The following is a 26,447-nucleotide window of genomic DNA, read 5'->3' on the forward strand; positions in this document are numbered from 1 at the left end:
ACGATTTCATCCGCGGTCTCGTGGGCTCTGATATGTGTAGAAGAGACAGGAACTGAAGGCCAGTTGGAACCAGCACCCACTACATTAGATGATGACCCATGAAAAACCCATTCCCCTCTACCCCAAGTTCTGGTCATGGAGTTACTTCCGGCTTCAAGCTTCCGGCTTCAAGCTAATAGCGGCATCGCCACGATCCAACAACAAAAGGAGCCGCCATGTTAGGCCACATCAGTTATGTCAGCGGTATCAGCGACACACCCCTGAAGGGGCAGACCATCGGCGACTGTTTCGACGATACCGTAGCCCGCTTTCCCGAACGCGATGCCCTGATCTGTCGCCATCAGCAACTGCGCTACAACTGGCGCAGCCTGCAAGACGCCGTCGACCGTGCGGCCCGTGCCTTGACCGCTCTGGGCGTCGAGAAAGGCGACCGAGTGGGCATCTGGTCACCCAATTGCGCCGAATGGACCATCACCCAGTTCGCCACCGCCAAGCTCGGCGCCATTCTGGTCAACATCAACCCGAGCTATCGCACTCACGAGCTGGAATATGCCCTTCGTCAGTCGGGCACCTCGACGTTGATCCTGCAGGGTGCCTTCAAGGGCTCGGACTACGTCGCGACCCTGGCCGAGCTGGTGCCCGAACTCGAGGACGCCGGAAGCACCTCCTCGCTGCACTCGCAACGCCTTCCCGAGCTGGCACGGGTCATCTGTCTCGACGATGAGCGCGCTCTGCCCGGCATGTGGCGCTGGTCAGCCATGCTCCAGCGCGCCGACGAGGTCTCCGTCGAACGCCTGGCCGAGATCCAGGCCAGCCTGGACTTCGACGAACCGATTAATATCCAGTACACCTCCGGCACCACCGGCGCGCCCAAGGGCGCCACGCTTTCCCATCACAACATCCTCAACAACGGGTTCTTCGTGGCCCGCACCATGAAGCTCGACGAAACCGATCGGATGGTGATTCCGGTACCGCTCTACCACTGTTTCGGCATGGTCATGGGCAATCTCGGCTGTGTCACCCACGGGGCCGCCATGATCTATCCCGGCGATGGCTTCGACCCTCTCACCACGCTCGAGGCCGTCAGCGAGGAAGCCGCCACCGCCCTCTACGGCGTCCCCACCATGTTCATCGCCGAGCTGGAGCATCCCGAGTTCGAACGCTTCGACCTCTCCTCGCTGCGTACCGGCATCATGGCCGGCTCCATCTGCCCCATCGAGGTGATGCGGCGAGTCATCGAGCGGATGCACATGCAGGAAGTCACCATCTGCTACGGCATGACCGAGACCAGCCCGGTGAGCTTCCAGACCCAGACCGATGCGCCGCTCGAGAAACGCGTGACCACGGTGGGCACCATTCACCCTCACCTCGAGGTGAAGCTGGTCAGCCCGGACGACGGTGCCGTGGTACCGCGAGGCGAACCCGGCGAACTCTGCACCCGCGGCTACAGCGTGATGCTCGGCTACTGGAACAACGCCGAGGCCACCGCCGAGTCCATCGATGCAGCCGGCTGGATGCACACCGGCGACCTTGCCACCATGGACGACGAGGGCTACGTGGCCATCGTGGGCCGCATCAAGGACATGATCATCCGCGGCGGCGAGAACATCTACCCGCGGGAGATCGAGGACTTTCTCTACACACACCCAGCCATCTCCGACGTCCAAGTCATCGGCGTGCCCGATGAAAAGTACGGCGAAGAGATCATGGCCTGGGTCAAGTTGAGCGAGGGTGAAACCCTCGACGAGGAAGGACTCAAGGCGTTCTGCCAGACACGCATCGCCCACTTCAAGGTTCCCCGCTACGTGAAGTTCGTCGACGAATTCCCGATGACCGTCACCGGCAAGGTCCAGAAGTTCAAGATGCGCGAGGAAGCCGTGCATGAGTTGGGGCTCTGAAGCTTGAAGAGCGCCGCTTCGCGGCTGGAAGCTGGAAGTAACCCCAAGGCCCAAACCAAACGGACCAGGTGGGGAGGCAGCTGATTTTTCTTCCAGCTTCAAGCTTATCGCTTACAGCTCCAGGCCGTGCCCGGGCACGGCCTGGTTAGTGCTCCCTCGTATGATTGAAGCGCACATCCGGCCAGCGCTCCTGGGTCATCTGCAGGTTGACCCGGGTCGGGGCAATGTAGGTGAGGTAACCGCCGCCGTCGATAGCCAGGTTGCCGCTGACCTTGCGCTTGAAGTCCTCCAGCATCTTGGGATCGTCGCACTGGATCCAGCGCGCCGTCTGCACGTTGATGCCTTCGTAGATGCAGTCGACCTTGTACTCCTGCTTGAGACGATGAGCCACCACATCGAACTGTAGGGTACCCACCGCACCGAGGATCAGGTCGTTGTTGTCCAGCGGCATGAACACCTGAGTCGCGCCCTCCTCCGAGAGCTGCTGAAGCCCCTTCTGCAAGGCCTTCATCTTCAGCGGATCCTTGAGGCGCACGCGCTTGAACAACTCCGGGGCGAAGTGAGGAATGCCGGTAAAGCGCATGTTCTCGCCCTGGGTGAAGGTATCGCCGATCTGGATGGTGCCGTGGTTGTGCAGGCCAATGATGTCGCCCGGCCAGGCCTCCTCCACATGGCTGCGATCCGAGGCCATGAACGTCAGGGCGTCGGCGATCTTCACATCCTTGCCGATCCGCACGTGCCGCATCTTCATGTGTCGTTCGTACTTGCCGGAACACACCCGCAGGAAGGCTACGCGGTCGCGATGGTTGGGATCCATGTTGGCCTGGATCTTGAAGACGAAGCCGCTGAAGCTGCCGTCCTCGGCCTCGACGACTCGCTGGTCGGTCTCGCGGGGCTGCGGGGACGGGGCATACTCGACGAACCCGTCGAGCATCTCGCGCACGCCGAAGTTGCCCATGGCTGTGCCGAAATAGACCGGCGTCAGCTCGCCCCTCAGATAGGCGCCGTGATCGAAGGTGTGGGACGCCCCGCGCACCAGCTCGACCTCCATGCGCAGTTCCTCGGCGGCATCCTCACCGAGGACCTTGTCGACCTCGGGATTGTCGAGCCCCTCGATCCGCTTGTCTTCGGGGATACGGTTGCCCTGTCCCTGGGTATAGAGGTGAATCACGTCATTGTAGAGGTGATAGACCCCCTTGAAGTGACGCCCCATGCCGATCGGCCAGGTCATGGGAGCACACTGGATGTTGAGCACCTCCTCGACCTCGTCCATCACCTCGATGGGGTCACGGATGTCGCGGTCCATCTTGTTGATGAAGGTCAGGATCGGCGTCGTGCGCAACCGGCACACCTCCATCAGCTTGATGGTGCGGTCCTCGACACCCTTGGCGCCATCGATCACCATCAAGGCCGAATCCACCGCCGTCAGGGTGCGGTAGGTATCCTCGGAGAAATCCTCGTGCCCCGGCGTGTCGAGCAGGTTGACGATGCGCCCGCCATAGGGGAACTGCATCACCGAGGTGGTCACGGAGATGCCCCGCTCCTGCTCCATCTTCATCCAGTCGGAAGTGGCATGACGATCGTCCCGCTTGCTCTTCACCGACCCCGCCATCTGAATGGCATTGCCGAACAAGAGCATTTTCTCGGTGATGGTGGTCTTGCCCGCGTCGGGGTGCGAGATGATCGCAAAGGTACGTCGAAGCCCGGTTTCATGGGCTTGCTTGGCGTCTGTCATTACAACGTGGCTCTACTTTGTACTTGCCCCTGTACTCCAATCCGAAAGCAGCCAGGCGAGTATGGATGAGGAATGCGCCGATTGTACCGGCAAGCCCGAGCCGGTGCTACGCTGCACCGAGCAGCAGACGCAATTCTCGTATCACTGCGCGGCGCCCAACCCACGGACAGGAGCCCACAATGCATCGACCCGGCCGGCAAGATGTGATGCTTGCCTTCCTGCTACTCCCGTTATGCGGCTCGCTTGCCGCCTGCGCCCCCGAAGCCACAATGCCGGAGCCACAACCAGCGCCTGCCGCCGCGACCACCCCCAGGGGCGGCGTTTCCGCAGGCGACCCCGCCTCGATCAGTGAACGCTACTTCCATCGGCTCGAGACAGGGGCATTCGATCAGGCCTATGACATCTGGGCCACGGACACCCCAACTCACGAGGGCGGACGCGATCTCTTCGCGACATCCATGCTTGCCTACCGGTCATTCGACGGCGAGGTGACGGGCGCTGCCCGGACGGAAGGTGCGGCGGGAACCCTCTATGCCAAAGTCCCGATTCGCGTATCAGGCACACGACGTGGCGAGCCGTTCTCGCATGCAGGCACGATGACGCTGAAGCGCTGCAACGATGTACCGGGCTGCAGCGAGCAGGCCCGGCATTGGCGCATCCACGCGATCGACCTGGATCGCGAATGACGCGCCCACCCAGCCGGTTGACGCGACCTGCATCCGCACCGACACCAATCGCTCACGCCACGTCAGCGTCTCTCGATACCCCTTGATGCCTCGTTGCCTTCCTCCCGACTCAGCACACCGACGACCTTCTGCTCCCGCGTCCACTTGCCCTGGGGCTTGTCGACATACTGGAAGCGTTCGTTGGTGAAGCTGCCCTGCAGGCAGAAGAAACGATAGGAGGCGCTGTCCACCGACGCGATATCCAGCACCCGATTGAAGACGCCGGGCCCGGTCATGTCGAAGACGCCGCACTCACGGTTACCGGCGATATTGTCATCGATCGCCTCGCACACGGCCTTCAATTCGGCCGTTCCTGGCCGACTGGCGATGAAGTAATTGGTCAATCCGCCCTTTCGGGAGCGCACGAACAAGGCCTCTCTCTCGGCCCCCAACACCCGGTCCAGCGGCCAGGTCAGATGGGCGTCGATGTCCATGTAGACGCCCCCTTGGGCATGCAGCACCAACACCCGCCAGAAATCCGCCTGGGCGGCACCGATCTGGAGGCGTGAATAACGTCGCAGCACATCGGCCGGATAATTCGCCTCGATGAAGTCGGCACGCGCCTCGGTCGAGACGAAGCGATACTCGAAGGTCGGCGCCATCAAGCGGTTGCAGAGATAATTCAGATAGACCGGCAGCGTCACCCGGTTCGTGAAGTTCGTCTGCCACAGGGTTCTCGGAATGACGGAAGGGCGGCGCGGCTGAATCAGGGGCGCGGCCTGTGCCGGCAGGGTGAAGCGCTTGTCGGGCAGCAACCAGTGAAAGGGATAGCTCAGCAGCTTGAAGACATTGCCCGTCAGCTTGATCAGACGACCGACGACGTGTCTCGACAACATGGCCCCGGCAAAAGGCGAATGCCTTGTCATGTCGTCGGCTCCCCATTGGCAAGGTTCTCGTTCTTCACTTTCCCTCTCCCTGGACGTCTCGCAGCGGCACTTCGGGCAGAGCTGTCACACCCCCGGAATACCGATCGGTCCCGGGGCATCCGGAATGGGCGAACACCCACTCACGACCTGCACCCCGAGGACGATGATCGCAAAACACCACAGTATACGCGAAATTGACATGGCGAGATTGCTACCCTTGCGCGATCTTGAACAAAACTTGCGGCCTTCACGCGCTCCAGCGTGACAGACCAATATGGCAGTTCCACGACAACTCGGGCGGATCGATCACGATCCGGACACCTCGACCACCGCCCCGCCCCTCATGGCTTCAGGGCCAGCCAGGGCGCTGCCCCGGCCCTGTCCAGCGCCTGCAGCTCGACACGATAGGTCAGGGCCAGACGCTCGACCTCGAGCACCTGGCTCGGCGCGCCATGCGCCACCCGCTTGCCCGCCGCCATCAGCCAGACCCTATCGGCGTAGGTTGCGGCCAGGTTGAGATCATGCAGCACGCAGACCACCGCCATGTGGCGTTCCACGGCCAGCCGCCGCAGCAGGCGCATCATGCGTTGCTGCTGGCCGATGTCCAGGGCGCTGGTCGGCTCGTCCAGCAGCAGCAGGCCGCCATCCCGGTTTTGGTCGCGACGCGCTGCAGCCAATTGGCACAGGGCCCTGGCCACCATGACCCGCTGACGCTCGCCCCCGGACAGGCTCAGCACACCTCGCTCGGCGAGGCAGGCCAGTTCCAGCTGTCGTATGATCTCCGCGACCGCTTCGGGTCCCGGGTCACCCCCCAGCACCACCAGGTCGCGCACCCGCCAGTCGAACCCGCTCGGCTCGAACTGGGCAACCAGCGCCCGGCGCCCGGCCAGCGCCGCTGGCGTCCATGCCTCCAGGGACCAGCCATCCAGGGTGACCGGCCCCAGCTGCGAATACCGAAAGCCCGACAGCATCGTCAACAATGTCGTCTTGCCGGCGCCATTGGGGCCGACGATGGCCAGCACCTCGCCAGGCGTCACGTCACCGTGCAGCGGCGACAGGCTGGGAAGATCGATCAAGCCAGCATGATGGAGACTCAGCATCCCTGCCTCCCGCGCAGCAGCAAATAAAGAAAGTACGGTCCTCCCAACAGGCTCGTCAGCAACCCCACCGGCATTTCTGCCGGCATTGCCATCACACGGGCCAGTCCATCGGCCACCACCAGCAACAGCGCCCCTCCCAGCATGGAAGCCGGCAACAGCAGGCGATGCCCCGGCCCCAGCCACAATCGGAGGCAATGCGGCACCAGCAGGCCGAGAAACCCGATGATTCCGCTCACCGCCACACAGACGCCGACGCCCAATGAAGTCGCGGCCACCACCTGGCGCGTCAGCCGCCGGCCATCCAGACCAGCGGCATGAGCCGTCGCCTCGCCGAGTTGCAGCAGGTCGAGATCCTGCGAGCGGCGCAGCAACACCAGCAACGCCGGCGGCACCAGCACGAGCGCCACCAGGGTTGCGCCCCAGAGCGAATGCGCCAGGCTGCCCATGCCCCACAGGCTGAGCTGGCGCAGCTGCTCGTCACTGGCCAGGAAGGCCAGCAAGCCGCCACCGGCGCCAGCCAGGGTATTGATGGCCAGCCCTGCCAGCAGCAAGGTGAGCACGGCACCGTTGCCCACGCGCCGCCGCGCCAGTCCGAAGACCAGCAGGCACACCCCGAGCGCGCCCAGAAAACCGGCCACGAACTGGCCATAAAGCCCGAAGGCGTCACTCGCGGGGAACAGCACCACCCAGACCGCCACGCACAGCCCCGCGCCACTGGCCAGCCCCAGCAGGGTCGGATCAGCCAGCGGATTGCGGAACAGTCCCTGCATGGCCGCACCACTGCCTGCCAGCATGGCGCCGACCAACACACCCAGCAGCAAGCGTGGCAGGCGAAGTTGCCACCAGACCTGCCAGTCCATCGCCGGTACTTCACCCATCACGAGCTCGAGCGGCGATAGGCCCAGCGAACCGGAAGCCGCGGCCCAGGCCAGGGCCAGCAGAAGGGCCACCGACAGGCCACCCAACGCGCCGAGTCGGCGCCTGAGGCGACGCCGCGGCACCCTATTCTGCCCGGTGCGTGGCAGCGTCATGTCCATGGCGGTGCCTCCCGCTCGAGCAGCGCCGTGTCGTCCCCGGCCAGCAAGGCATCGAGACGCTCGCGCAGTGCCAGCAACAGCGAAGGCGTGCGCGGCCCGAACCCGAGCAAACCCTGATCGTCGACCACCAGCAAGCGCTTGTCGCGACCGGCCGGCGTCATGTCGAGCCCCGGCATCGCCCATAGCGCGTCTTCACCGCCCAAGGCATCCAGCCCGCGGCGCGATATCAACACCAGTTGGGGAGCCTGGCGCGCCAGGGCCTCGGCACCGACCGGCTTGTAGCCTTCCATGCCCGAAAAGGCATTTTCGACCCCCACCGTCTCCAGCATTTCCTGTGCCGCGGTGTCTCGCCCCGCCACCATGGGCGTCATGCCACCATGGCTGAGGATGAACATGGCCCGAGTCGCCGGCAGTTCGGGCAGGGCGGCCAGCGCCTCGAGCTCATGATCCAGGGATGCGATCAGTTCACGCCCCCGTGCGTCGAGGGACAGTGTCCCGGCGACGGCCTTGACCTTGCCGGGAATCGACGACAGCGTGTCAGGGCTCTCGATCACCTCGACGCTGACGCCGGCGGCTCTCAACTGATCGAGAGTTTCCGCCGGGGCGGCATCGTCGCTGGCCAGGATATGATCCGGCTTCAGCGACAAGACGCTCTCCGCCGAGAGGCGGCGCAGATAGCCTACCGAGGGCAAGGCGGCCACCTCGTCGGGATACAGGCTGGTGTCATCCCGCCCTACCAGGCGGTCGGTCGCGTCCAGCGCCGCCACGGTTTCGGCGATATCGCCTCCCAGGACCACCCAGCGGTCATCGTCAGCCAGCGCCGGCATCGTCATGCACAGCCAGATGCCGAGCAGAACGGCCTGCCCGACCCAGCCTCTCGTCATTGTCATGCCACGGCCTCCCAGCGCGGAAATGCTTCCAGCAACCGCCGCCAGTCGGCGCGCTCCGCCTGCCCCTCGCGACGCTCGGCATAGAGCTGCAGGATCATCTGCCCTTGCTCATCGAACGCCTCGAGACTGGTCACCCCGCCGTCGGCATTGGGCTTGTGTACCCGCCATACACGTGAAATGGCGGCCTCGTCGAGTCGCAGGGCAAAGTTCGGATCGGAGACGCTCAGGCGACCATCACGCCATTCGGGCAACGGCAAGGCGCCGGTGCGAATCTGTACGCAGCCCGGGCTCGAGACGAAGCACATCAATGGCAAGCGTTGCTCACTGGCCCGGCGCAGCACATTCTCCACTGCCGCCGGCGCCAGGGCCTCGGTGAAGTGGCCTTCCATCAGAGCGTTGGCCTCGTGCCGCTCAAGGCCATGACGACGCAGCAGACTGAAGAACTGGTGCACATCGCGCATGGCCCCCCAGTCCTCGGCCAGTCCCTCGGTATCGGGCAGCTCCCGGATCGGACGCGGCATTTCCTGGGTGAAGGCCGGTTCTTCTTCGGTGGCGACTTCGAACAGCTTCGTCCAGCCCTCGCTCAGCGCCGTGTCCAGGGCGCGGCAGCTGTGCAGCATGCGACCATGCTGATCGAAGACCTGCACTTGCCAGTCGATCGAGCCACAGCGCGGACGTTCCCTGACCAGGCAAGCCCAGTGCCAATGGGAGAACAACAGCCGCAGGTCCAGCCCGCCCGGGGCCAGCAGCAGACCAGCGGCATCGCTGCCGTCCAGGCGTGGATAACGCCCTCGCTGGACCAAGGTCGCTGCCGGCGAGCACGTCCTCGCCTCGACCGCCCCCAGTGCCTCGAAGCGTCGCGCCAGTTCGCGAGGTGCCAGCGACAGCGTCCAGGTGTCGCGCCCGATGCGTGCCGCCTGCAGTTCTCCTGCGCTGATGTCCAGGCGACGTGCGATGCGTTCCACAGGCTGGGTCGACGACGTCTCGCGTACCGCGTCGAAGGCATCGAGAATCGCGCGGCGGCGCGCCGTACTGGAGATTCGAGAAACGCTCATGGTCGTGACCTCCCCTTTCACCATTGCAGATTGATGGATGCAAACAGGCTGCGCCCATCACCGAGTGCGCCACTGGGTCGGTACCACACCTTGTCGCCGAGGTTGCTCAGGCGCAGTGACGTGTTGAGGGCCGGCGTGACCTGCCAGGCCAGCTGCAGGTCGTGCAGACCGTAACCAGGCAACGTGCCCTCGCCATCCGGACGCTCATAGGAATTGGCGAAACGCCCCCTCCAGCCCAGCGTGAGCGCCTGGTCGAGCAGGTCCAGATCGGCGCCGAGCGTGGCTTCCAGCGGCGTTTCACTGCCCAGAGGCTCGCCGCTGTCCCGATCCTTGCCCGAGACCTCCGAAAGGCCGGCGAAGGCCCTCAGCTCAGGCCAATCGGCGGGTTCCCAGGCCAGGCGGGCATCGAAGCCCCAGAGCCGTGCGCGATTGACGTTGATGGCCTGTGTCGTGCCGGCGGCGATATCCACGTCGCTGTCGATGAAGTCATCGGCGCGGGTGTCGAAATAGCTGGCACGCAACGCCCAGTCGCCTCGCTCCCAGGCAACGCCACTCTCCCAGGTACGGCTGGTTTCCGGCTGCAGGTCGGGATTGGGAACCCAGTGGTTGTCGGGAAAGCAGAAACCCGGCGCAGGACAGAAGCCGGCGAAATGCCGCTGATCGGCATACAGTTCGGAAAGGCTCGGAGCCCGGAAGGCCTCGGCGTAGCCGCTATAGAGCATCAGCCCGCGCACCGGACGCCAGGACAGCCGCAGCCTCGGCGAGAGCTGGGTTTCCTCCGTCTCGCGACCGGCGGCATCCTCGGCGTCATAACGGTCATAACGCGCGCCCAGCCCCAGATCGAAGACACCGACGCCGCCCTCGGAAAGATGACGCCCGACCGTCAGGGTGTCCTCGAGATACAGGGCCTGGGTGTCGATATCGGCATGGGGAAAGCCCGAGGCTCCGCCTCCCGGTCGCTGGCTGGCACGATCCACCTCGGCGCCGTACACCAGGGTCTGGGTCAGCCAGCCATGCTCGATGCGGTGATATCCATCGCTCTGCAGCCCCCAGCGTTCCAGGGTCCGATTGGCATCGTCCTCGTCGATTTCCTGGCGGATGAGGCTCAGGCGCGATGTCACTTCGCTGGCAGCGGCGGGACGCCAGCGGTGGCCCAATTGCACGTTGTCGCTGGTCACCTGGCGTCGCCGAGGGTCGTCCTCGACATCGAGCTGCTGCGGGTTGGCTGGCTGGGTGGACGTCTCGTCATAGCGCTGCCACTGGGCGAACAGCCGATTCTCGTCATCGGGTCGCCAGCCACCCTTGAGCAGTAGACTATCGAGCTCGGCATCCTCGGGCGCCTCCTGCCCGCCGGCGCGACGGATATCTCCCGAATCGCGACGCCCCACGGACACCAGGCCATCCACTGGCCCGTTGGCCGTATCCTGCTCCCCGAAGGCGCTGAAGGCGCCCCCCAGCTCGTCGCGCCCGGTGGCACCGCCCAGCGACAGTCGCATGCCGCCGCGCTCGCCCGGCCGCAGCAGATCCGATGCCTCCACTGTCTCGAAGCTCACCACCCCGCCCATGGCATTGCTGCCATACAGACTGGACAGGGCGCCACGAGCGATCTGGACCTCGCGTATCAGCCAGGGGTCGATATAGAAAGTGCCCAGATGGCCGGTATTGATGTCCTGGCGGACACCATCGAGTCGCACCTGCACGCCATTGGAATCGAACCCACGAAGGCTCAAGGTCTGGCCGTTGCGGCGACCGCTGCCCGCCACATGCAACCCAGGCTGTCGTGACAGCACGTCCTCTATGCTCGACGCCGTGGACAGCGCCGGATCGTCCCGGTCGATGACATCCAGGATCAAGGGCGCACGGGACGGATCACCGGGCAGGCGCGTGCCGGTGACGGTCACGTTGTCCAGAGCTGCTGCGGATGTCTCGGGTGTTGCATCCGCCCCCGCCTGGGTGGCGAGGATCGGCAGACTCCATGCCATGACAGTGGCGATGGAATGAGTGGGTTTCATAAGCCAGGGCTCCCAGGCAGTTTCCTTGGTGGTTCGGATGGCTGGCTGGGAGCGGCGACACCGCACCTGGCTGGCATGCTCGAGCGTCGGGTCTCGAGCGACAGGATTCATAATGCGTCTCGTGATGATCGGCGGGGCTCACGTCGTCAGAATCAGCTTGCCCAACCGCGTTCGCCTCAGGACATAACGCCGCCCCTCGTGGTGAATGATGAGGCGACCGTCACGCCCCAGCAGCGCCTGACTGTCGATGGCCTTGGTATCCTCCTCTCGGCGCGTGACCGTCGACGGAGACTCTCTCCGAGAGTTCATGAGACGAAATCCCTTTTGTTAATGATAACGATTATCAAAAATGATTTATACCACTCTCCTCCTCACCCTTCAAGGGCGCCATGATTCCCACATCGTCTACTCAAGACACCGAGCCAAATCGCTATCAGCCTGATACACTTGCGATTTTGCGCGTGTTCATACACGTTCACATAGAATCGCGTCGGCAAGGCCTACCATGCCGACACATAGCATCATCCACGGTGGTGGCACGGCCAACCGCCGGCCCCGTGCGCCTCGGCGACGCGCGCCGGGCAGCCGATCACAAGCGATATGGAGATTGCCCTCTCGAAGCAGTGAGACCGCTCACGGTGCAGTGGATGCACAACGCAAAAGGTCAAGCATCGAATAACGCCCAAGCTACAAAGGATTGTCTTTTTGGCCACGACAGCCTCAGGAACCCTTGCCGTCGCGACCCGGCGCATGCTCGCTCTGCCGACGCTGCGCGCCTGCCTGCCCGAATTCCAGCGGCTTTGCCACCTTGGCTCGCCGAGTGCACGCCATGCCGGCGCGGTGGCCGGATGGGGCCTCAAGCCAAGTTCGCGCAAGGCCCGCGAGCATGCCAGCCGCCACCGGCTACCCTATGTGGCCATCGAGGACGGTTTTCTTCGTTCATGGGGGCTCGGTGTCGAGGGCTACCCGCCCCACAGTCTTGTCGTCGACGCCCTCGGCATCTATTACGACGCTACCCGCCCCTCGACGCTGGAGAACCTGATCCTGGCTGGCGATGCCCTGTCCGAGGCGGAGCTGGCCCGAGCCAGGCGAGGCATTCAGCGGCTGCGCGACCTGCGCCTTTCCAAGTACAACCATGCGCCGGACCGTCGCCTGTTCGAGGATGACCGCCCTCGCGTGCTGGTCGTCGACCAGACAGCCGGCGACGCCTCCATCGCCGGGGGCCTGGCCGAAGCCGACGACTTCGAGCGCATGCTGGATATCGCCCAGGCGGAACACCCCGAGTCGGAAATCCTGGTCAAGGTCCATCCCGACGTCATCGCCGGCAAGAAACAAGGGCACCTTCTGGAAGCCGGCAATCGGCCGGGCTGTCGCCTCATCGGCGAGCCCTTGAATCCCTGGTCGCTGCTCGATGCCGTGCATTGCGTGCATGTAGTCAGCAGCCAGATGGGCTTTGAGGCCTTGATGGCCGGCAAGCACGTTGTCTGCCATGGCGTGCCCTTCTATGCCGGCTGGGGACTCACCGATGATCGCCGACACTGCTCGCGTCGCGGCACCCAGCGCTCGCTGGAACAGCTCTTCGCGGCGGCCTATCTGCGCTATGCGCGCTATGCCAACCCCTATACCAGCCAGGCCACCGACTTCGAAGAAGCCCTGGAACTGATCGGCGACCAGGCACGCCAGCAGCATCGCTTGTCGGGGCGTTGGGTCACCTATGGCCTCTCGTCATGGAAACGCGGTTTCGTCGGCGACTTCCTCGGAGATCGCGCCGACGTCCGCCACCTGCGCCACGATCGTCCTCCGGAAGACGCCTCGCGCGACGAGCGAATCCTGTGCTGGGCCTCACGGCTGGACGCCGCCGCCGAGGAGCGTTGCCGTGCCCGGGGTCACACCCTCTGGCGCATGGAAGACGGCTTTCTGCGCTCCATCGGTCTGGGCGTCGACCTGGCGCGCCCACTCTCCCTGGTCCTGGATCCACTCGGCATCCACTACGACGCCAACCGCCAGAGCGAGCTGGAGCGTCTGCTCAACGAGACGACCTTCTCGCCCGCCCTGTTGCAACGAGCCGCCCGACTGCGCGAACGGCTGGTCGCTCTGCGCCTCTCCAAGTACAACGTCCCCGGCGCCCGACACCTACAGCGCCCCGAAGGCCGTCGCCTGCTACTGGTACCGGGGCAGGTGGAGAGCGACGCCTCCATTGCCCACGGAACGTTCGACATTCGCACCAACAGCGCCCTGCTCGCCGCCGTGCGCCAGGCCAATCCCGATGCCCACATCCTCTACAAGCCACATCCCGATGTGGTCACCGGCGCACGCCTCGGTGCCTTGAGTCGGGACGACGAGCGCCTGTATGACCTCGAGGTCGGCGATGTCGATATCGTCGATTTGCTGGACATGGTCGACGAGGTCCATACCATGTCCTCCCTGGCGGGATTCGAAGCGTTGCTGCGGGGACGACGCGTCGTCACCTACGGAATGCCGTTCTACGCAGGCTGGGGACTGACCGAGGACCGCCATACCTGCGCCAGGCGTCGTCGAGCGCTCGACCTGGACGCTCTGGTCGCGGCCACCCTGATCCTCTACCCGTTGTATGTCGACCCAGGCAGTCGCCGGCTCTGTAACGCCGAAACCGTCGTGGCCCTGCTGGAACAGCGCCGAGCCGAACACCCTCGCCCGGCGTGGCGAACGCACCTGTATCGCTGGTACCGCAATATCTTTATCGGAAGGCATTGACGTGAATTCGCCGAAACGCTCTTTCTTGTTCCTGCAGGGTGTCTGTTCGCCTTTCTTCCCTCGCCTGGCAAAGCGGCTGAGGGCCGATGGCCATCATGTCGCCAAGGTCCAGTTCGCCGGTGGCGACGTCGCCTACTGGTCACGCCATGCCGGCCCGAGCCACGCCTTTCGCGGCAGGCCGAGCGATTTGCCGGACTTCCTGGCAGGACTCTGGGAACGATACGCCGTCACCGACCAGTTGCTGTTCGGCGACCAGCGCCCCGTGCACCTGGCTGCCGCCGAGGCGGCCAGGCAAGTGGGCATTCGCAACCATGTGCTCGAAGAGGGCTACTTTCGCCCCCACTGGATCACCCTGGAGCGCGAGGGGGTCAACGGCTATTCGCTGCTACCGCAGGACGCGAGCTGGTACCTCGAGGTCGGCCGCCGCCTGCCCAAGCCGGCACCGGTCAAGCGCTTCCAGACCTCCTTCAAGCGACGCGCCACCCACGACGTGCTCTACCACCTGGCCGGCCTCGCCAACCCGGTGCTGTTCCCGCGCTATCGCAACCACGCACCGGTCACCGCGCCGATCGAATATGCCGGCTATCTCAAGCGCTTCACCCAGCTACGCTGGTGGAAGCCCCGCGATGCCGAACGCATCCGCGCCCTGACCGAGGGCAAGCGGCCCTACTTCGTACTGCCCTTGCAGCTCAATGGCGACGCCCAGATTCGCAATCACTCGAGCTTCGCCGACATGCCGGAAGTGATCGAGTACGTCATGGCCTCCTTCGCCCGCCATGCATCGGCGGACAGCCTGCTGTGCATCAAGAACCACCCGCTGGACATGGGCCTCATCAACTACGCTGGACTCATCGAGCGCCTCGAGAAGCGCTACGACATCGTCGGGCGTACCGTCTATCTCGAGTCCGGCGATCTCAACGTCCTGTTCAAGGCCGCCACCGGTATCGTGACGGTGAACAGCACCTCGGGTATCGTAGCGTTGGAGCACCGTTGTCCGACCATCGCCCTGAGCCGACCGATCTATCGGCTCGACGGCCTGACGTTCGAAGGGGGGCTGGACGAGTTCTGGCGCCAGGGCACGCCGCCGGACGAGGAACTGTTCCGCTGCTTTCATCGCACGGTCATGCATACCGTTCAGCTCAACGGAGGCTACTACTGCGACACCGGGATCGAACTGGCCGTCGACAATGTCGCGGCCAGGCTCGAAGCCGCCATCTCACCGCTCGAGGCCTTGCTATGACCGCACCCCGCAGCCTGTTGATCACCGGCGCCACCGGCGCCATCGGCAGCGCCCTGGCCCGACATTACGCGGCGCCCGATACCCATCTGATCCTGCATGGGCGCGACCTGGAGCGTCTCGATGCCGTGGCCGACGCCTGTCGCCAGGCGGGCGCCGATGTCGAGACAAGCCGCGTGGACCTGACCGATGACGCCGCCCTCACCGAATGGCTGGAACATCTGACACTGCCCGACATCGTCATCGCCAACGCCGGTCAGAACCTCCATGCCGAACCGGGATGCGAGATGGAAGACTGGGAGGCCACCAGCCGCCTGCTGGCCATCAACCTGCGCACGCCCATGGCCATGGCCGAGCGCCTGGCACCGCGCATGGCCGAGCGTGGCCACGGCCAGATCGTCTTCCTCAGCTCCCTGGCTGCCTGGCACGGTCTGCCCGTGACCCCCAGCTACAGCGCCAGCAAGGCCGGCATCAAGGCCTATGGCGAGGCCCTGCGCGGCTGGCTGGCACCACGCGGCGTGGGGGTGACCGTGGTCATGCCCGGCTATGTCAGTTCGCCGATGTGCGAGGCCATGCCCGGCCCCAAGCCCTGGGAGATCGACGCCCCGCGCGCGGCCCGCCGCATCGCCAGGGGCATCGAGCGCAACCGGGCACGCGTGAGTTTTCCCTTCCCGCTCAACCTGGGGTGCTGGAGCCTGGCAGTGCTGCCGGCAGGCCTGTCCCAGCGTCTGCTCGGTGTGATGGGTTACGGGAGGCCTTCATGACACAGGCGCTGCTCCTGCCCTGGTGCCTGGGCCTGCTCGGCACCTTCATCGCCGAAGCCGCGCTACGTCCTCCCACGACAGCCCCCTGGCGCCGTTCCCTGGCTGCCCTGGCCGTCCACCTGGGCACCTGGGGCGTGTTCTACGGGGGCTTCGTGCTGGTACTGCAACGGCCCTGGTTCGCCCTGGTTCTCTTCCTCGCCCTGCAGCTCGTGGTGGTGCAATCCAGCAATACCAAGTCGAAGACCCTGCGCGAACCCTTCCTGTGCCAGGACTTCGAGTACTTTCTCGACGCCATCCGCCATCCGCGCCTTTACGTGCCCTTCTTCGGCATCGGCCTGGCGATCGGCGCCAGCCTGGCGGGGCTGGCCACCATCATCGGCTTTCTGGTCATCGAACCCACGCTGTCCTCCCGCCATAGCGCGGGCGCCTTCCTGTTCGGGACGGTTCTGATCATCGCGCTGTCGATACTCCCCCTGGTCGCCGGGCTACGTTACCTGCCGGCCTGCCGGCTCGATCCCCTCGACGATACCCGCCGCCTGGGACTGTTCAGCGCGCTCTGGGCCTACGGCCTGATGGCACGACGCCCGCTTGAGGTATCTGCTTCGCCCTATGCGCCCGTGCCCGAGCCGGTACCGGACACCGCGCGACTCCCGCACCTGGTCGTGGTGCAGAGCGAGTCCTTCTTCGACCCGCGCCCCTGGCACGGCGGCCTGCGCGACGATCTGCTGCCCGAGCTCGACGCCCTGACCGAGCAGGCCCTGGCCCGGGGCCGTCTTCGCGTGCCGGCCTGGGGCGCCAACACGGTGCGCACCGAAACGGCGGTGCTGACCGGACTCGACCAGGACACGCTTGGCATTCACCGCTTCAATCCCTATCACCAGCTGGCACGGCGCTCGGTACCCAGTCTGGCGGCCGAGCTGCGACAGCTCGGCTATCGCACGGTCTGCCTGCATCCCTATGCGGCCAGCTTCTATCAGCGCGACCGGGTCATGCCGCGCCTTGGCTTCGATGACTTCATCGACATTCGAGCCTTCGGGCCCGACGACTACTGCGGCCAGTACGTCGGGGACCTGGCACTGGCCGACAAGGTTGGCAGTCTGCTCCATGAAACGGATAATGAGCCGCTATTCGTGTTCGTGATCACCATGGAGAATCACGGCCCACTGCAATTCGACAACCGGGCGGAGAACGCGGCCCGCGACCTGCTGGCCCCGGGCGCGCCGCCCCTGCCGGACGACTGCGGGGAGCTGGCCAGCTATCTGGCCCACCTGCGCAATGCCGATCGCATGGCCGGACGCCTGCGCCAGCAACTGGAGGCGATGCCCCGGGCCGGGCTACTGTGCTGGTATGGCGACCATGTGCCGATCATGCCCGAGGTCTATCGGCATTATGGCGAGCCGGACGGCGACACGCCCTATCTGTTGTGGTCGAGCCATGGCCGGACAGACCGGCCCCAGGCGTCCACGCCACTTGAGGCAGTGCAATTGAGTCAACGGATATGGCAGGCCGTCATCCACGAGGCGCAACGCGCCCATGACGGCTGGAACCAGGATCATCGGGAGCAAGCATGACAAGACGCGTGGCCATCATCGGTGTCGCCCACCGGATGCCGGGAACCACCCCGGAAGGCTTCTGGCAGGACCTGCGGGCCGAAAAGGACCTGGTCACCCAGGTAGCGGCCGACCGCTGGAGCCATGAGGTCTTCCAGCACCCCGACAAGCGCAACCCCGGCACCAGCGTGACCTTCGCGGCCGGCAGCCTGGGAGACATCAGTGGCTTCGACGCCGATTTCTTCGGCATCTCGCCTCGTGAGGCGGCCAACATGGATCCCCAGCAGCGCATGCTCCTGGAGCTGACCTGGGAGGCCATGGAAAGCGCCGGCGTACCGCCCTCGCAGTTGCGGGGCAGCCAGTGCGGCGTTTTCCTTGGCGTCGCGGCGCTGGACTATTCCTATCGATACACTGGCGACATGGGGGCCATCGACGCTTCCACCGCCACCGGCAACACCTCGAGCATCGCCTCGAACCGGCTCTCCTACCTGTTCGACCTGCACGGCCCCAGCATGTCCGTGGATACCGCCTGCTCCTCGTCGATGGTGGCCTTCCATCAGGCCTGCCAGGCAATTCGCAGCGGCGAGACGAGCATGGCACTGGCCGGCGGCATCAGCCTGCACCTGCATCCTTACGGCTTCGTCATCTTCTCCAAGGCCAGCATGCTGTCGCCCACAGGCCGCTGCCGGGTGTTCGATGCCGACGGCGACGGCTACGTGCGTTCGGAAGGCGCCGGCATGTTCCTGCTCAAGGAACACGACCAGGCCCTGGCCGACGGCGATACCATCCTGGCCGTGGTGGCCGGCTCCACCGTCAACACCGACGGCCACAAGCAGGGCCTCACGGTGCCCAACCCCGATGCCCAGATCGCCCTGATGCACCAGGTCTACGAGCAGGCCGGCATCGATCCCGACGAGATCGACTATCTCGAGGCCCACGGCACCGGCACCGCCGTGGGCGATCCCATCGAGACCCGCGCCATCGGCGAGGCACTGGCCAAGCGACGCAAGACACCGCTGCCCATCGGCTCAGTGAAGAGCAACCTCGGCCATCTGGAAACCGCCTCCGGCGTCGCCGGTCTGGCCAAGGCGCTCTACAGCCTGCGCCATCGCGAGGTACCGGCCACCATCGGCATCCGCCGCCCGAATCCCCGGATCGCGTTCGACGACTGGAACCTCGAGGTCGTCACCCAGGCCCGCGCACTGAAGCCGGAGGGTCGCCTGGTCATCGGCGTCAACTCCTTCGGCTTCGGCGGCGCCAACGCCCATGTCATCCTCGAGAGTCCGCCCGAGGCACCGGCGCCGCTCACGCCGCCCGCCTCCAGTGAGCCGCTGCCGCTGCGACTCTCGGCGCGGGGCGAGCCGGCCCTGCGGACCATGGCCGGCCAACTGGCCGACTGGTTGCGCGATACCGACAGCTCCCTCTACGACATCGCCGATACCCTCTATCGCCGTCGCGAGCATCATGCCGACGGCGCCCTGCTGTTCGCCACCGACAAGCAGGACGCCGCCGAGCGCCTGGCGGCCTTCGCCGATCCCGAGCGGGACCCGGGCAAGCGGCCGGTGATCCGCGGCCGGCGTCTCGAGGCCGCCCAGGGACCCGCCTTCATCTACGACGGCAACGGCTGCCAGTGGGAAACCATGGGCCGCGACCTGCTTGCCGACTCCAAGGTCTTCGCCGCCGCCATCGACGAGGTCGACGCGCTCTTCCAGCGTCACGCCGACTTCTCGCTGCGTGCCGAACTCAGGGGCGACAACGGCAGCGAGCGCTTCGTGCGCACCGAGATCGCCCAGCCGGCGCTGTTCGCCGTGCAGGTCGGCATCACCCGGATGTTCGCCGCCCAGGGCATCGAGCCCATTGCCGTCACCGGCCACAGCGTCGGTGAGGTGGCCGCCGCCTGGGCCTGCGGCGCCCTGTCGCTGGAAGACGCCGTACGCGTGATCTACCTGCGCAGCCACTTCCAGGGACTGACCCGCGGGCAAGGCGAAATGACCGCCGTGGGCCTCGGCGCCGAAGCCATTGCCACCTATCTGGAACGTCCCGAATATCGCGACGTCCATCTCGCCGGCACCAACAGTGCCCAGGGCGTGACCCTGGCCGGCCCTGCCGAGGCCTTGACCCGGCTGGAAGCCGAACTCGCCGCCCAGCGTCACTTCGCCAAGCGCCTGCCGCTGGACTACGCCTTCCACAGCCCGGCCATGGACCCCATCCGCGACGACCTGATCGCCGCTCTGAAAGGCCTTCGCCCCCGGCAATCGCGCATTCCCTACATCTCGACGGTGACCGGCGAGGAGCTCGACGGCGAGCGACTCGATGCCGAGTACTGGTGGAACAACATTCGCCAGCCCGTGCGCTTCGACGCCGCCGCTCGGGCGATCATTGCCGACGGCACCAATGTATTGATCGAGATCGGGGCCCACCCGATCCTCAAGCGCTACCTGAGCGAAGCGCTGCGCGAGGCGGAGCTCGATGGCCTGATCATCGGCACCCTGGAGCGCGACCTGCCCGGCCCCGTCTGCCTCGATCGCGCCATCGGCCAGACGCTGCTCTCGGGACTCGCCACCGACACCGACCACTGGTTCCCGGTGACCGGGCAGCTCGCCGAGCTGCCACGTTATCCCTGGCAACGCCAGTCCTACACGATGCCGAGCACTTCGGACGCCCTGGGGCTGCTGGCACGCCACTACGAACACCCCTTGCTGGGCTACCGCCTGGCACAGCACACCCTGACCTGGGAAAGCCAGCTCGATACCGGTCGCCAGCCCTGGCTGGCGGACCACGTGGTGGGCAACGCCGCCATCTTCCCGGGCGCCGGCTTCATCGAATTGGCCCTGGCCGCCGCTGCCAGCTGGCGCGAGGCGACGCCACTCGACGTCGAGGAACTCGAGATCCAGGCGCCCCTGATGCTCGATGGGCCGCACGGCCGGCTCACCCGGCTGGCCATCGCCCCCGACGACGGCCGCGTCACCATCCACTCGCGGGAACCGGCCGTCGGCGAGGAATGGCAGTTACATGCCACGGCCCGCATCATGAGCCAGAGCCGCGGCCTGATGCTCGAGCGAGTCGCCCCGGCACTCCCCGAGCGGGCACCGGACCTGGAGCTGAACGAGCACCTGGCGATGGCCAGCCGACTGGGCCTGGACTATGGTCCAGCCTTTCAGGCCATCGACCGCGCCTGGATCGAGGACGACGGCGTCATCGGCCAGGTGCACCTCACACCCGAGATCGAAGCACAACTCGCGCTGCAGCACCTGCATCCCGGCATCCTCGACAGCGCCTTCCAGCTGTTCCTGCCGTTGCTGGCCCGCGAGGGGCACGATACGCGAGGCATGGCCTATGTGCCGGTCCGTGTCGGGCGCATCCAGTGGACGCCGGAGGCCGGACACCCAAGCCTGGCGCGTGCCCGCCTGCTCAAGCGCGCCCCCTATTCCTTCACCGCCGACTTCGAGCTCTTCGACGCACAGGGCCGGGCCGTTGCCGTGGTCAGCGAGACCCGCTTCAAGGCAGTCCGCTTGACCCAGTCAGCCGAGCAGACGCTGAGCCATCTCGACGTGCGCCTGACACCGGCGCCACGCCCCGCAAACCGTCAGCCGGCGGACCTCTCCGCGCTCGAGGCCGCCATGCCCGGGCTGGTCGATGGCTATGCCGAGGCCACCGGACAGCGCTATGCCAGCGAAGTAGCGCCCTTGCTCGACCGGCTGGCCGAGGCCTTCGCCGCCGAGACCCTCGACGCCGAACTGAGCGATGGCGTCCTTAGCCAGGACCGCTACCAGGCCCTGGCCAGCACGCACCCGCAGGCCCGCCCGCTGCTCGACCAGTTGCTGCGCCTGCTGGAGGACGCCGGCCGGCTCGAGCGCCACGGCGATGGCTGGAAGCGCATCGAAAGCGACGACGAGGTCGACGCCACTACCATCTGGCGCCTGCTGGCCCAGGATTATCCAGGTCACATCGGCCCCATTCACCGGCTCGGGCGTTTCGGGCTCAACCTGCGCGACCTGCTGGCAGGCCATCGCGACGCCACCGACATCGGCCTCGACAGCGACCGCCTGACGCGCCTCAATCGCCAGTTGATCGGTCACGAGGGCTGGCGCGCCATCACCTCGCCGCTCGGCGATGCCCTGGCCGATACCCTGGCGCACCTGCCTGAAGGGCAACGCCTGACCTTGCTCGAGGCCGGCGTCAGCGCCCCGGCACTGGGTGAGCGCCTCGCCGAGCTGGTCGATCCCGATCGCTGCGACTACCACATCCTCACCGCCGGCGAGCTCGCCTGGCAGCATGCCGAGCAGTTGCGCGAGCGTCAGCCGCTGATCGAGGTCGAAGCGCTGGAAGCGCCGTGCGAGCGGTTGCCACAGGATGGCCCGGGCAAGGCCCAGTTGGCCCTGGTATCGCTGGATGTCACCAACCGTGACCTCAGCCACCGCCTGATCGAGTCCCTTCCCGAGCGCCTGGCACCCGATGCCCGCATGCTGCTGCTTGGCGTCGCCCCCTCCGCCTGGCTCGACACCCTGCTGGCCTCGCCGGGACTGACCGGTGACGGCACGACGCCCTCGGCCTGCGAGCCCGACGACGTCACCGAGCAGCTGGCCGCTCTCGGCGCCAAGGATGTTCTCTCGATGCCGCTGGAAGACGAGGCCGGCGCCTATCTCATTGCCGCCCGCCTGCCCGGCGAGATCGTGGAGACCGAGACACCGCCGACCGACTACCTGCTGATCGCCGATGATGAACATCGCGCGCTTGCCGAACGCCTCGCCGCCGACCTGGAACGCCGAGGCCATCGCGCGGCTGTCGGCGATACCAGCGAGGCCGACATGGCCCAACAGATCGTCGACCTGCGCAGCACCGGGCTGGAGCGCTGTCAGCAGGCGGTACGCTGGGCATCCGCGTTCGAGTCCCGCCACGACATGCCGACGCTATGGCTGCTCACACGGGACGTGGCCGATCTCTGGCGCGATGCCTCGGCCTCGCCGGCAAGCGCGAACCTCAGCGACGACGCCGCCCTCTGGGGCTTCGGACGCTCCCTGGCCAACGAGGCCCAGAGCTTCCAGGTGCGCCTGCTCGACCTGCCCGGCGGCGAGTTGGAAACGCACGCCTTCCAGGCACTGGGAGACGAGCTCGTCGCCCCCGATGACGAGACCGAAGTGGTCATCGACGCCAGAGGAACCCGCTTCGCCACCCGGCTGCGTATCCTGCCCGCGCCGGGCACGGCAACGGATGCGCCAGCACCCCCGCGCAGCGCCATGACACTCGGCTTCCCGCTGCCCGGCCAGTTGCGCCACCTGGCCTGGCAGCCGACCGACCTACCGGAACCCGGCGAGGGCGAAGTGGAGGTTCGCGTCGAGGCCACCGGTCTCAACTTCCGTGACGTCATGTATACCCTGGGCCTGCTCTCCGACGAAGCCATCGAGAACGGCTTCGCCGGCCCGACGCTGGGGCTGGAGTTCTCCGGGGTCGTCGAGCGGCTCGGGCCTGGCGTCGAAGGAGTCGCACCGGGCGACGCCGTGGTCGGGTTCGGTCCGGCCAGTTTCAGTGACCGATTGATCGCCAGCCACCACGCCATTGCGCCCTTGCCTACCGGTATCGATTTCGCCGCGGCGGCGACGATCCCGACGACCTTCTTTACCGTTTACTATGCGCTGAAGCATCTCGCCCGCCTCTCTCCCGGCGAACACGTGCTGATCCATGGCGCCGCGGGCGGCGTCGGGCTGGCCGCTATTCAGGTGGCACGCTGGCTCGGTGCCGAGATCCACGCCACCGTGGGCGCCGAAGAGAAAGGCGACTTCCTCCGCCTGAGCGGCATCGAGCGTCTCTACGACTCGCGCTCGCTGACCTTCGCCGAGGAAATTCTCGCCGATACCCACGGGCGCGGCGTCGACGTGGTCCTCAACTCCCTGGCCGGCGAGGCAATCAACCAGAACCTGCGCGTACTGCGCCCCTTCGGTCGCTTCCTGGAACTCGGCAAGCGCGACTTCTACGAGAACACCCATATCGGCCTGCGGCCCTTCCGCAACAACCTCAGCTACTTCGGCATCGACTCCGATCAGCTGATGAAGGCGTGCCCGGACCTCACCCAGACGCTGTTCGGCGAAATGATGGCGCTGTTCGAGGACGGCACCTTCACGCCGCTGCCCTACACCGCCTTCAGCAATCGCCAGGTGGTCGAGGCCTTCCGCTACATGCAGCAGGCACGCCAGATCGGCAAGGTGGTGGTGACCCAGGACCAGCCCCTGAGCCCCGCCCCCGACAACACCACGACCTCGGCCGCCCCCGAGCTGCCGGCCGAGGCCACCTACCTGGTCACCGGCGGCCTCGGCGGCTTCGGCCTGCGCAGCGCCCAGTGGCTCGCCGAACGTGGCGCCCGCCATCTGGTCCTGGTCGGCCGGCGCGGTGCGGCCTCACCCGAGGCTGCCGAGGGTATCGCCGCCCTCGAGGCCAAGGGCGTGTCCGTGGAAGCCGCAGCCTGCGATGTCGCCGACCGCGAGGCCCTGGCTGCGCTGCTCGAACGCTGCCGTGCCGAACACCCGCCGCTGAAGGGCATCATCCATGCCGCCGCAGTGATCGAGGACGGCCTGATCCGCAACCTCGATGACGAGCGCATCGCCCGCGTGCTGGTGCCGAAGATCGAAGGCGCTCGCCACCTGGATGCCCTGACCCGGGACGATGACCTGGATTTCTTCGTGCTCTATTCCTCGGCGACCACCCTGTTCGGCAATCCCGGGCAGGCCAGCTACGTGGCGGCCAACCACTGGCTCGAGGCCCTGGCCGCCAACCGTCGCGCCAGGGGATTGCCAGCCACCTGCGTGCGCTGGGGCGCCATCGAGGACGCCGGCTTCCTGGCCCGCAACACCCGAACCCGCGATGCCCTGCAGGAACGCCTCGGGGGCTCGGCATTGCGCGCCGACGACGCCCTCGAGGTCCTCGGCCGCATGCTGGCCGCCCCTGGCCCGAGCCTTGGCGTGCTGGAACTGGACTGGTCGGCCCTGGCGCGCTCGCTGCCCACCGCCGAGACACCACGTTTCTCCGAGATCGCCCGCTCCGCCGGCGACGAGGGACAACAGGACGATGGCGATCAGGACCTGAGCCGCCTGCTGGCCGAACTGTCCCCCGAGGAACTCCATGCCACGATCACCGACCTGCTCAAGGCAGAGCTCGCCAGCATCCTGCTGGTGGAGGAAGACAAGATCGACGTGCATCGTTCGGTCTATGACATGGGCTTCGACTCGCTGATGGGCGTGGAATTGATGACCGCCATCGAGTCGCGCCTCGGCGTCCGCGTGCCAGTCATGGTGCTCAGCGAGGCCTCGACCCTCGACAAACTCAGCGGCGTGCTGATCGACCGCCTGACGCGCGGCGATACCGATGACGACGATGACGACGCCGAGCTGGCCTCGCTGGCGGCACGCCACGGTGCCGATGCCGAGACCCTTGCCGACGCCCCTTCGGAGGAGACGACCACCCGATGAGCCAGGATGCGTCACGCCACGATCTCAAGCGCCAACTTCTCGAGGGAGCGCGCAAGCGCAAGCGTTCGCGCCCTGCGCCGGAACACGGCGAGGCATCCGGGACGTCCGCCGGCGAAGTGCCGGAACGGCTGACCCGCTTCGATGCCCACCCCGGCTATCAGCAGTTGACCATGATGCGCGAGGCGGCACGCCGCCTCGGCCTGACGGATCCCTTTTTCCGCTGCCATCAAGGCAACGCCGGCGCCACCAGCCGCATCGACGACCGGGACGTCATCAACTTCGCCAGCTACAACTACCTGGGCTTCTCCGGCGATCCTCGCGTCAACCAGGCCGCCATCGACGCCGTGCAGCACTATGGCAGCTCGGTGTCGGCCAGCCGCATCGTCTCCGGTGAGCGCCCCATTCACGGCGAGCTCGAGCGCGCCATCGCCGATACCTACCAGGTCGACGATGCCGTGGTGTTCGTCAGCGGCCACGCCACCAACGTCTCCACCCTGGGCTACCTGCTGGGGCCGGGAGATCTTATCCTCCACGATGAATACATCCACAACAGCGCGCTGGTCGGCGCCCAGCTCTCCGGCGCCCGGCGGATGGGCTTCGCGCACAACGACGCCGATGCCCTGGAAGATCTCCTGCACCGCCACCGTCCCCAGTTCGAGCGCGTCGTGATCGTCATCGAGGGGCTCTACAGCATGGACGGCGACCTGCCCGACCTGCCCCGATTCGTCGAGATCAAGCGCCGTCACCAGGCCTGGCTGATGGTCGACGAGGCGCATTCCTTCGGCGTGCTGGGCCGGAACGGCCGCGGCCTGCGCGAGCACTTCGACGTGCCGCCCGAGGCCGTGGACATCTGGATGGGCACCATGAGCAAGACGCTGGCCGGTTGTGGCGGCTACATCGCCGGTTGCCAAGCCCTGGTGGATACCCTGCGCCACCTGGCACCGGGGTTTCTCTACAGCGTCGGCATGCCCGCCCAGGTCGCGGCCCCGTCGCTCAAGGCGCTGGCGCTGATGCATGAGGAACCGCAGCGCGTCCGCCGCCTTCAAGCCATCTCGCGCTATTTCCTGGAACAGGCCCGCGCTCTCGGACTGGACACCGGCGAGAGCATCGGCGCCGCCGTCGTGCCGGTGATCATCGGCAGTTCGGCCCGCGCCGCCGGTCTTTCCCACGCCCTGTTCGAACGCGGCATCAATGTCCAGCCGATCCTGCACCCCGCCGTGCCCGAAAAGAGCGCGCGCCTGCGCTTCTTCCTCTCCTGCGAGCACACCGAACAGCAGGTCGACCAAACCCTCGAGATTCTCGATGAGGAACTGACGCGAACCTAGGCAGCGCCAGATCGTCAGTTGACAAGGCCCGGCTCACGCCGGGCCTTGTCGTTGCATGCA

The 26,447-nt window shown here is 66.2% G+C and carries 16 protein-coding genes; 8 read left to right on the forward strand and 8 right to left on the reverse strand.

Annotated elements, in window-relative coordinates:
- Positions 1-215: 215 nt before the first annotated feature.
- Complete coding sequence (locus tag A9O65_RS06135) at positions 216-1,898, forward strand: AMP-binding protein (RefSeq protein ID WP_064701626.1); 1,683 nt, start codon at positions 216-218, stop codon at positions 1,896-1,898.
- A gap of 145 nt (positions 1,899-2,043) precedes the next feature.
- Here A9O65_RS06135 and A9O65_RS06140 read toward each other — a convergent pair whose 3' ends face one another.
- Positions 2,044-3,633, reverse strand: coding sequence for a peptide chain release factor 3 (locus A9O65_RS06140; RefSeq protein WP_064701627.1), 1,590 nt, complete (start codon positions 3,631-3,633; stop codon positions 2,044-2,046).
- A gap of 179 nt (positions 3,634-3,812) precedes the next feature.
- Between A9O65_RS06140 and A9O65_RS06145 the strand changes: the two genes are divergently transcribed.
- Positions 3,813-4,319, forward strand: a complete 507-nt coding sequence (locus A9O65_RS06145) for a hypothetical protein (RefSeq protein ID WP_064701628.1) — start codon at positions 3,813-3,815, stop codon at positions 4,317-4,319.
- A gap of 62 nt (positions 4,320-4,381) precedes the next feature.
- Here A9O65_RS06145 and A9O65_RS06150 read toward each other — a convergent pair whose 3' ends face one another.
- The 7 genes from A9O65_RS06150 to hemP form a co-directional block, all read right to left on the reverse strand.
- On the reverse strand, positions 4,382-5,224 hold the full coding sequence (locus A9O65_RS06150) for a glycosyltransferase family 32 protein (RefSeq protein ID WP_064698305.1): 843 nt from the start codon (positions 5,222-5,224) through the stop codon (positions 4,382-4,384).
- Positions 5,225-5,565: 341 nt separating this feature from the next.
- Complete coding sequence (locus A9O65_RS06155; RefSeq protein WP_064701629.1) at positions 5,566-6,324, reverse strand: ATP-binding cassette domain-containing protein; 759 nt, start codon at positions 6,322-6,324, stop codon at positions 5,566-5,568.
- Positions 6,318-7,361 (reverse strand): FecCD family ABC transporter permease, encoded by a 1,044-nt coding sequence (locus A9O65_RS06160; RefSeq protein WP_367888824.1) that lies wholly within the window; start codon positions 7,359-7,361, stop codon positions 6,318-6,320. Before A9O65_RS06160 ends, A9O65_RS06155 begins: the two co-directional genes overlap by 7 nt.
- Complete coding sequence (locus tag A9O65_RS06165) at positions 7,352-8,251, reverse strand: heme/hemin ABC transporter substrate-binding protein (RefSeq protein ID WP_064701630.1); 900 nt, start codon at positions 8,249-8,251, stop codon at positions 7,352-7,354. The genes A9O65_RS06160 and A9O65_RS06165 overlap by 10 nt, the downstream gene beginning before the upstream one ends.
- A complete protein-coding gene (locus A9O65_RS06170; protein ID WP_064701631.1) occupies positions 8,248-9,306 on the reverse strand; it encodes a ChuX/HutX family heme-like substrate-binding protein in 1,059 nt (352 codons plus the stop codon). The genes A9O65_RS06165 and A9O65_RS06170 overlap by 4 nt, the downstream gene beginning before the upstream one ends.
- Positions 9,307-9,323: 17 nt before the next feature.
- Positions 9,324-11,318, reverse strand: coding sequence for a TonB-dependent receptor domain-containing protein (locus A9O65_RS06175; protein ID WP_064701661.1), 1,995 nt, complete (start codon positions 11,316-11,318; stop codon positions 9,324-9,326).
- A 138-nt stretch (positions 11,319-11,456) separates the two neighbouring features.
- On the reverse strand, positions 11,457-11,627 hold the full coding sequence (gene hemP, locus A9O65_RS16900; protein ID WP_073292044.1) for a hemin uptake protein HemP: 171 nt from the start codon (positions 11,625-11,627) through the stop codon (positions 11,457-11,459).
- 441 nt (positions 11,628-12,068) lie between these two features.
- Between hemP and A9O65_RS06180 the strand changes: the two genes are divergently transcribed.
- Genes A9O65_RS06180 through A9O65_RS06205 form a run of 6 tightly spaced genes read left to right on the forward strand, consistent with a single transcriptional unit; the run spans position 12,069 to position 26,387 of the window.
- Positions 12,069-14,051 carry a capsule polysaccharide biogenesis protein gene (locus A9O65_RS06180; RefSeq protein ID WP_074749341.1) on the forward strand — a complete coding sequence of 661 codons (1,983 nt, stop codon included), beginning with the start codon at positions 12,069-12,071 and terminating at the stop codon, positions 14,049-14,051.
- Between the two features lies 1 nt (position 14,052).
- On the forward strand, positions 14,053-15,291 hold the full coding sequence (locus A9O65_RS06185; RefSeq protein ID WP_064701633.1) for a capsule polysaccharide biogenesis protein: 1,239 nt from the start codon (positions 14,053-14,055) through the stop codon (positions 15,289-15,291).
- Entirely contained in the window at positions 15,288-16,052 is a 765-nt protein-coding gene (locus A9O65_RS06190; RefSeq protein WP_064701634.1) for an SDR family NAD(P)-dependent oxidoreductase, read from the forward strand. The genes A9O65_RS06185 and A9O65_RS06190 overlap by 4 nt, the downstream gene beginning before the upstream one ends.
- On the forward strand, positions 16,049-17,623 hold the full coding sequence (locus A9O65_RS06195; RefSeq protein ID WP_064701635.1) for an LTA synthase family protein: 1,575 nt from the start codon (positions 16,049-16,051) through the stop codon (positions 17,621-17,623). The genes A9O65_RS06190 and A9O65_RS06195 overlap by 4 nt, the downstream gene beginning before the upstream one ends.
- Positions 17,620-25,062 carry a type I polyketide synthase gene (locus A9O65_RS06200; protein ID WP_064701636.1) on the forward strand — a complete coding sequence of 2,481 codons (7,443 nt, stop codon included), beginning with the start codon at positions 17,620-17,622 and terminating at the stop codon, positions 25,060-25,062. Before A9O65_RS06195 ends, A9O65_RS06200 begins: the two co-directional genes overlap by 4 nt.
- The gene (locus A9O65_RS06205) at positions 25,059-26,387 is read left to right on the forward strand and encodes an aminotransferase class I/II-fold pyridoxal phosphate-dependent enzyme (RefSeq protein ID WP_064698295.1); all 1,329 of its coding nucleotides are present in this window, start codon (positions 25,059-25,061) and stop codon (positions 26,385-26,387) included. The genes A9O65_RS06200 and A9O65_RS06205 overlap by 4 nt, the downstream gene beginning before the upstream one ends.
- The last annotated feature ends 60 nt before the right edge of the window (positions 26,388-26,447 follow it).

It is taken from the genome of Halomonas caseinilytica (assembly GCF_001662305.1).
Lineage (GTDB): Bacteria > Pseudomonadota > Gammaproteobacteria > Pseudomonadales > Halomonadaceae > Halomonas > Halomonas caseinilytica.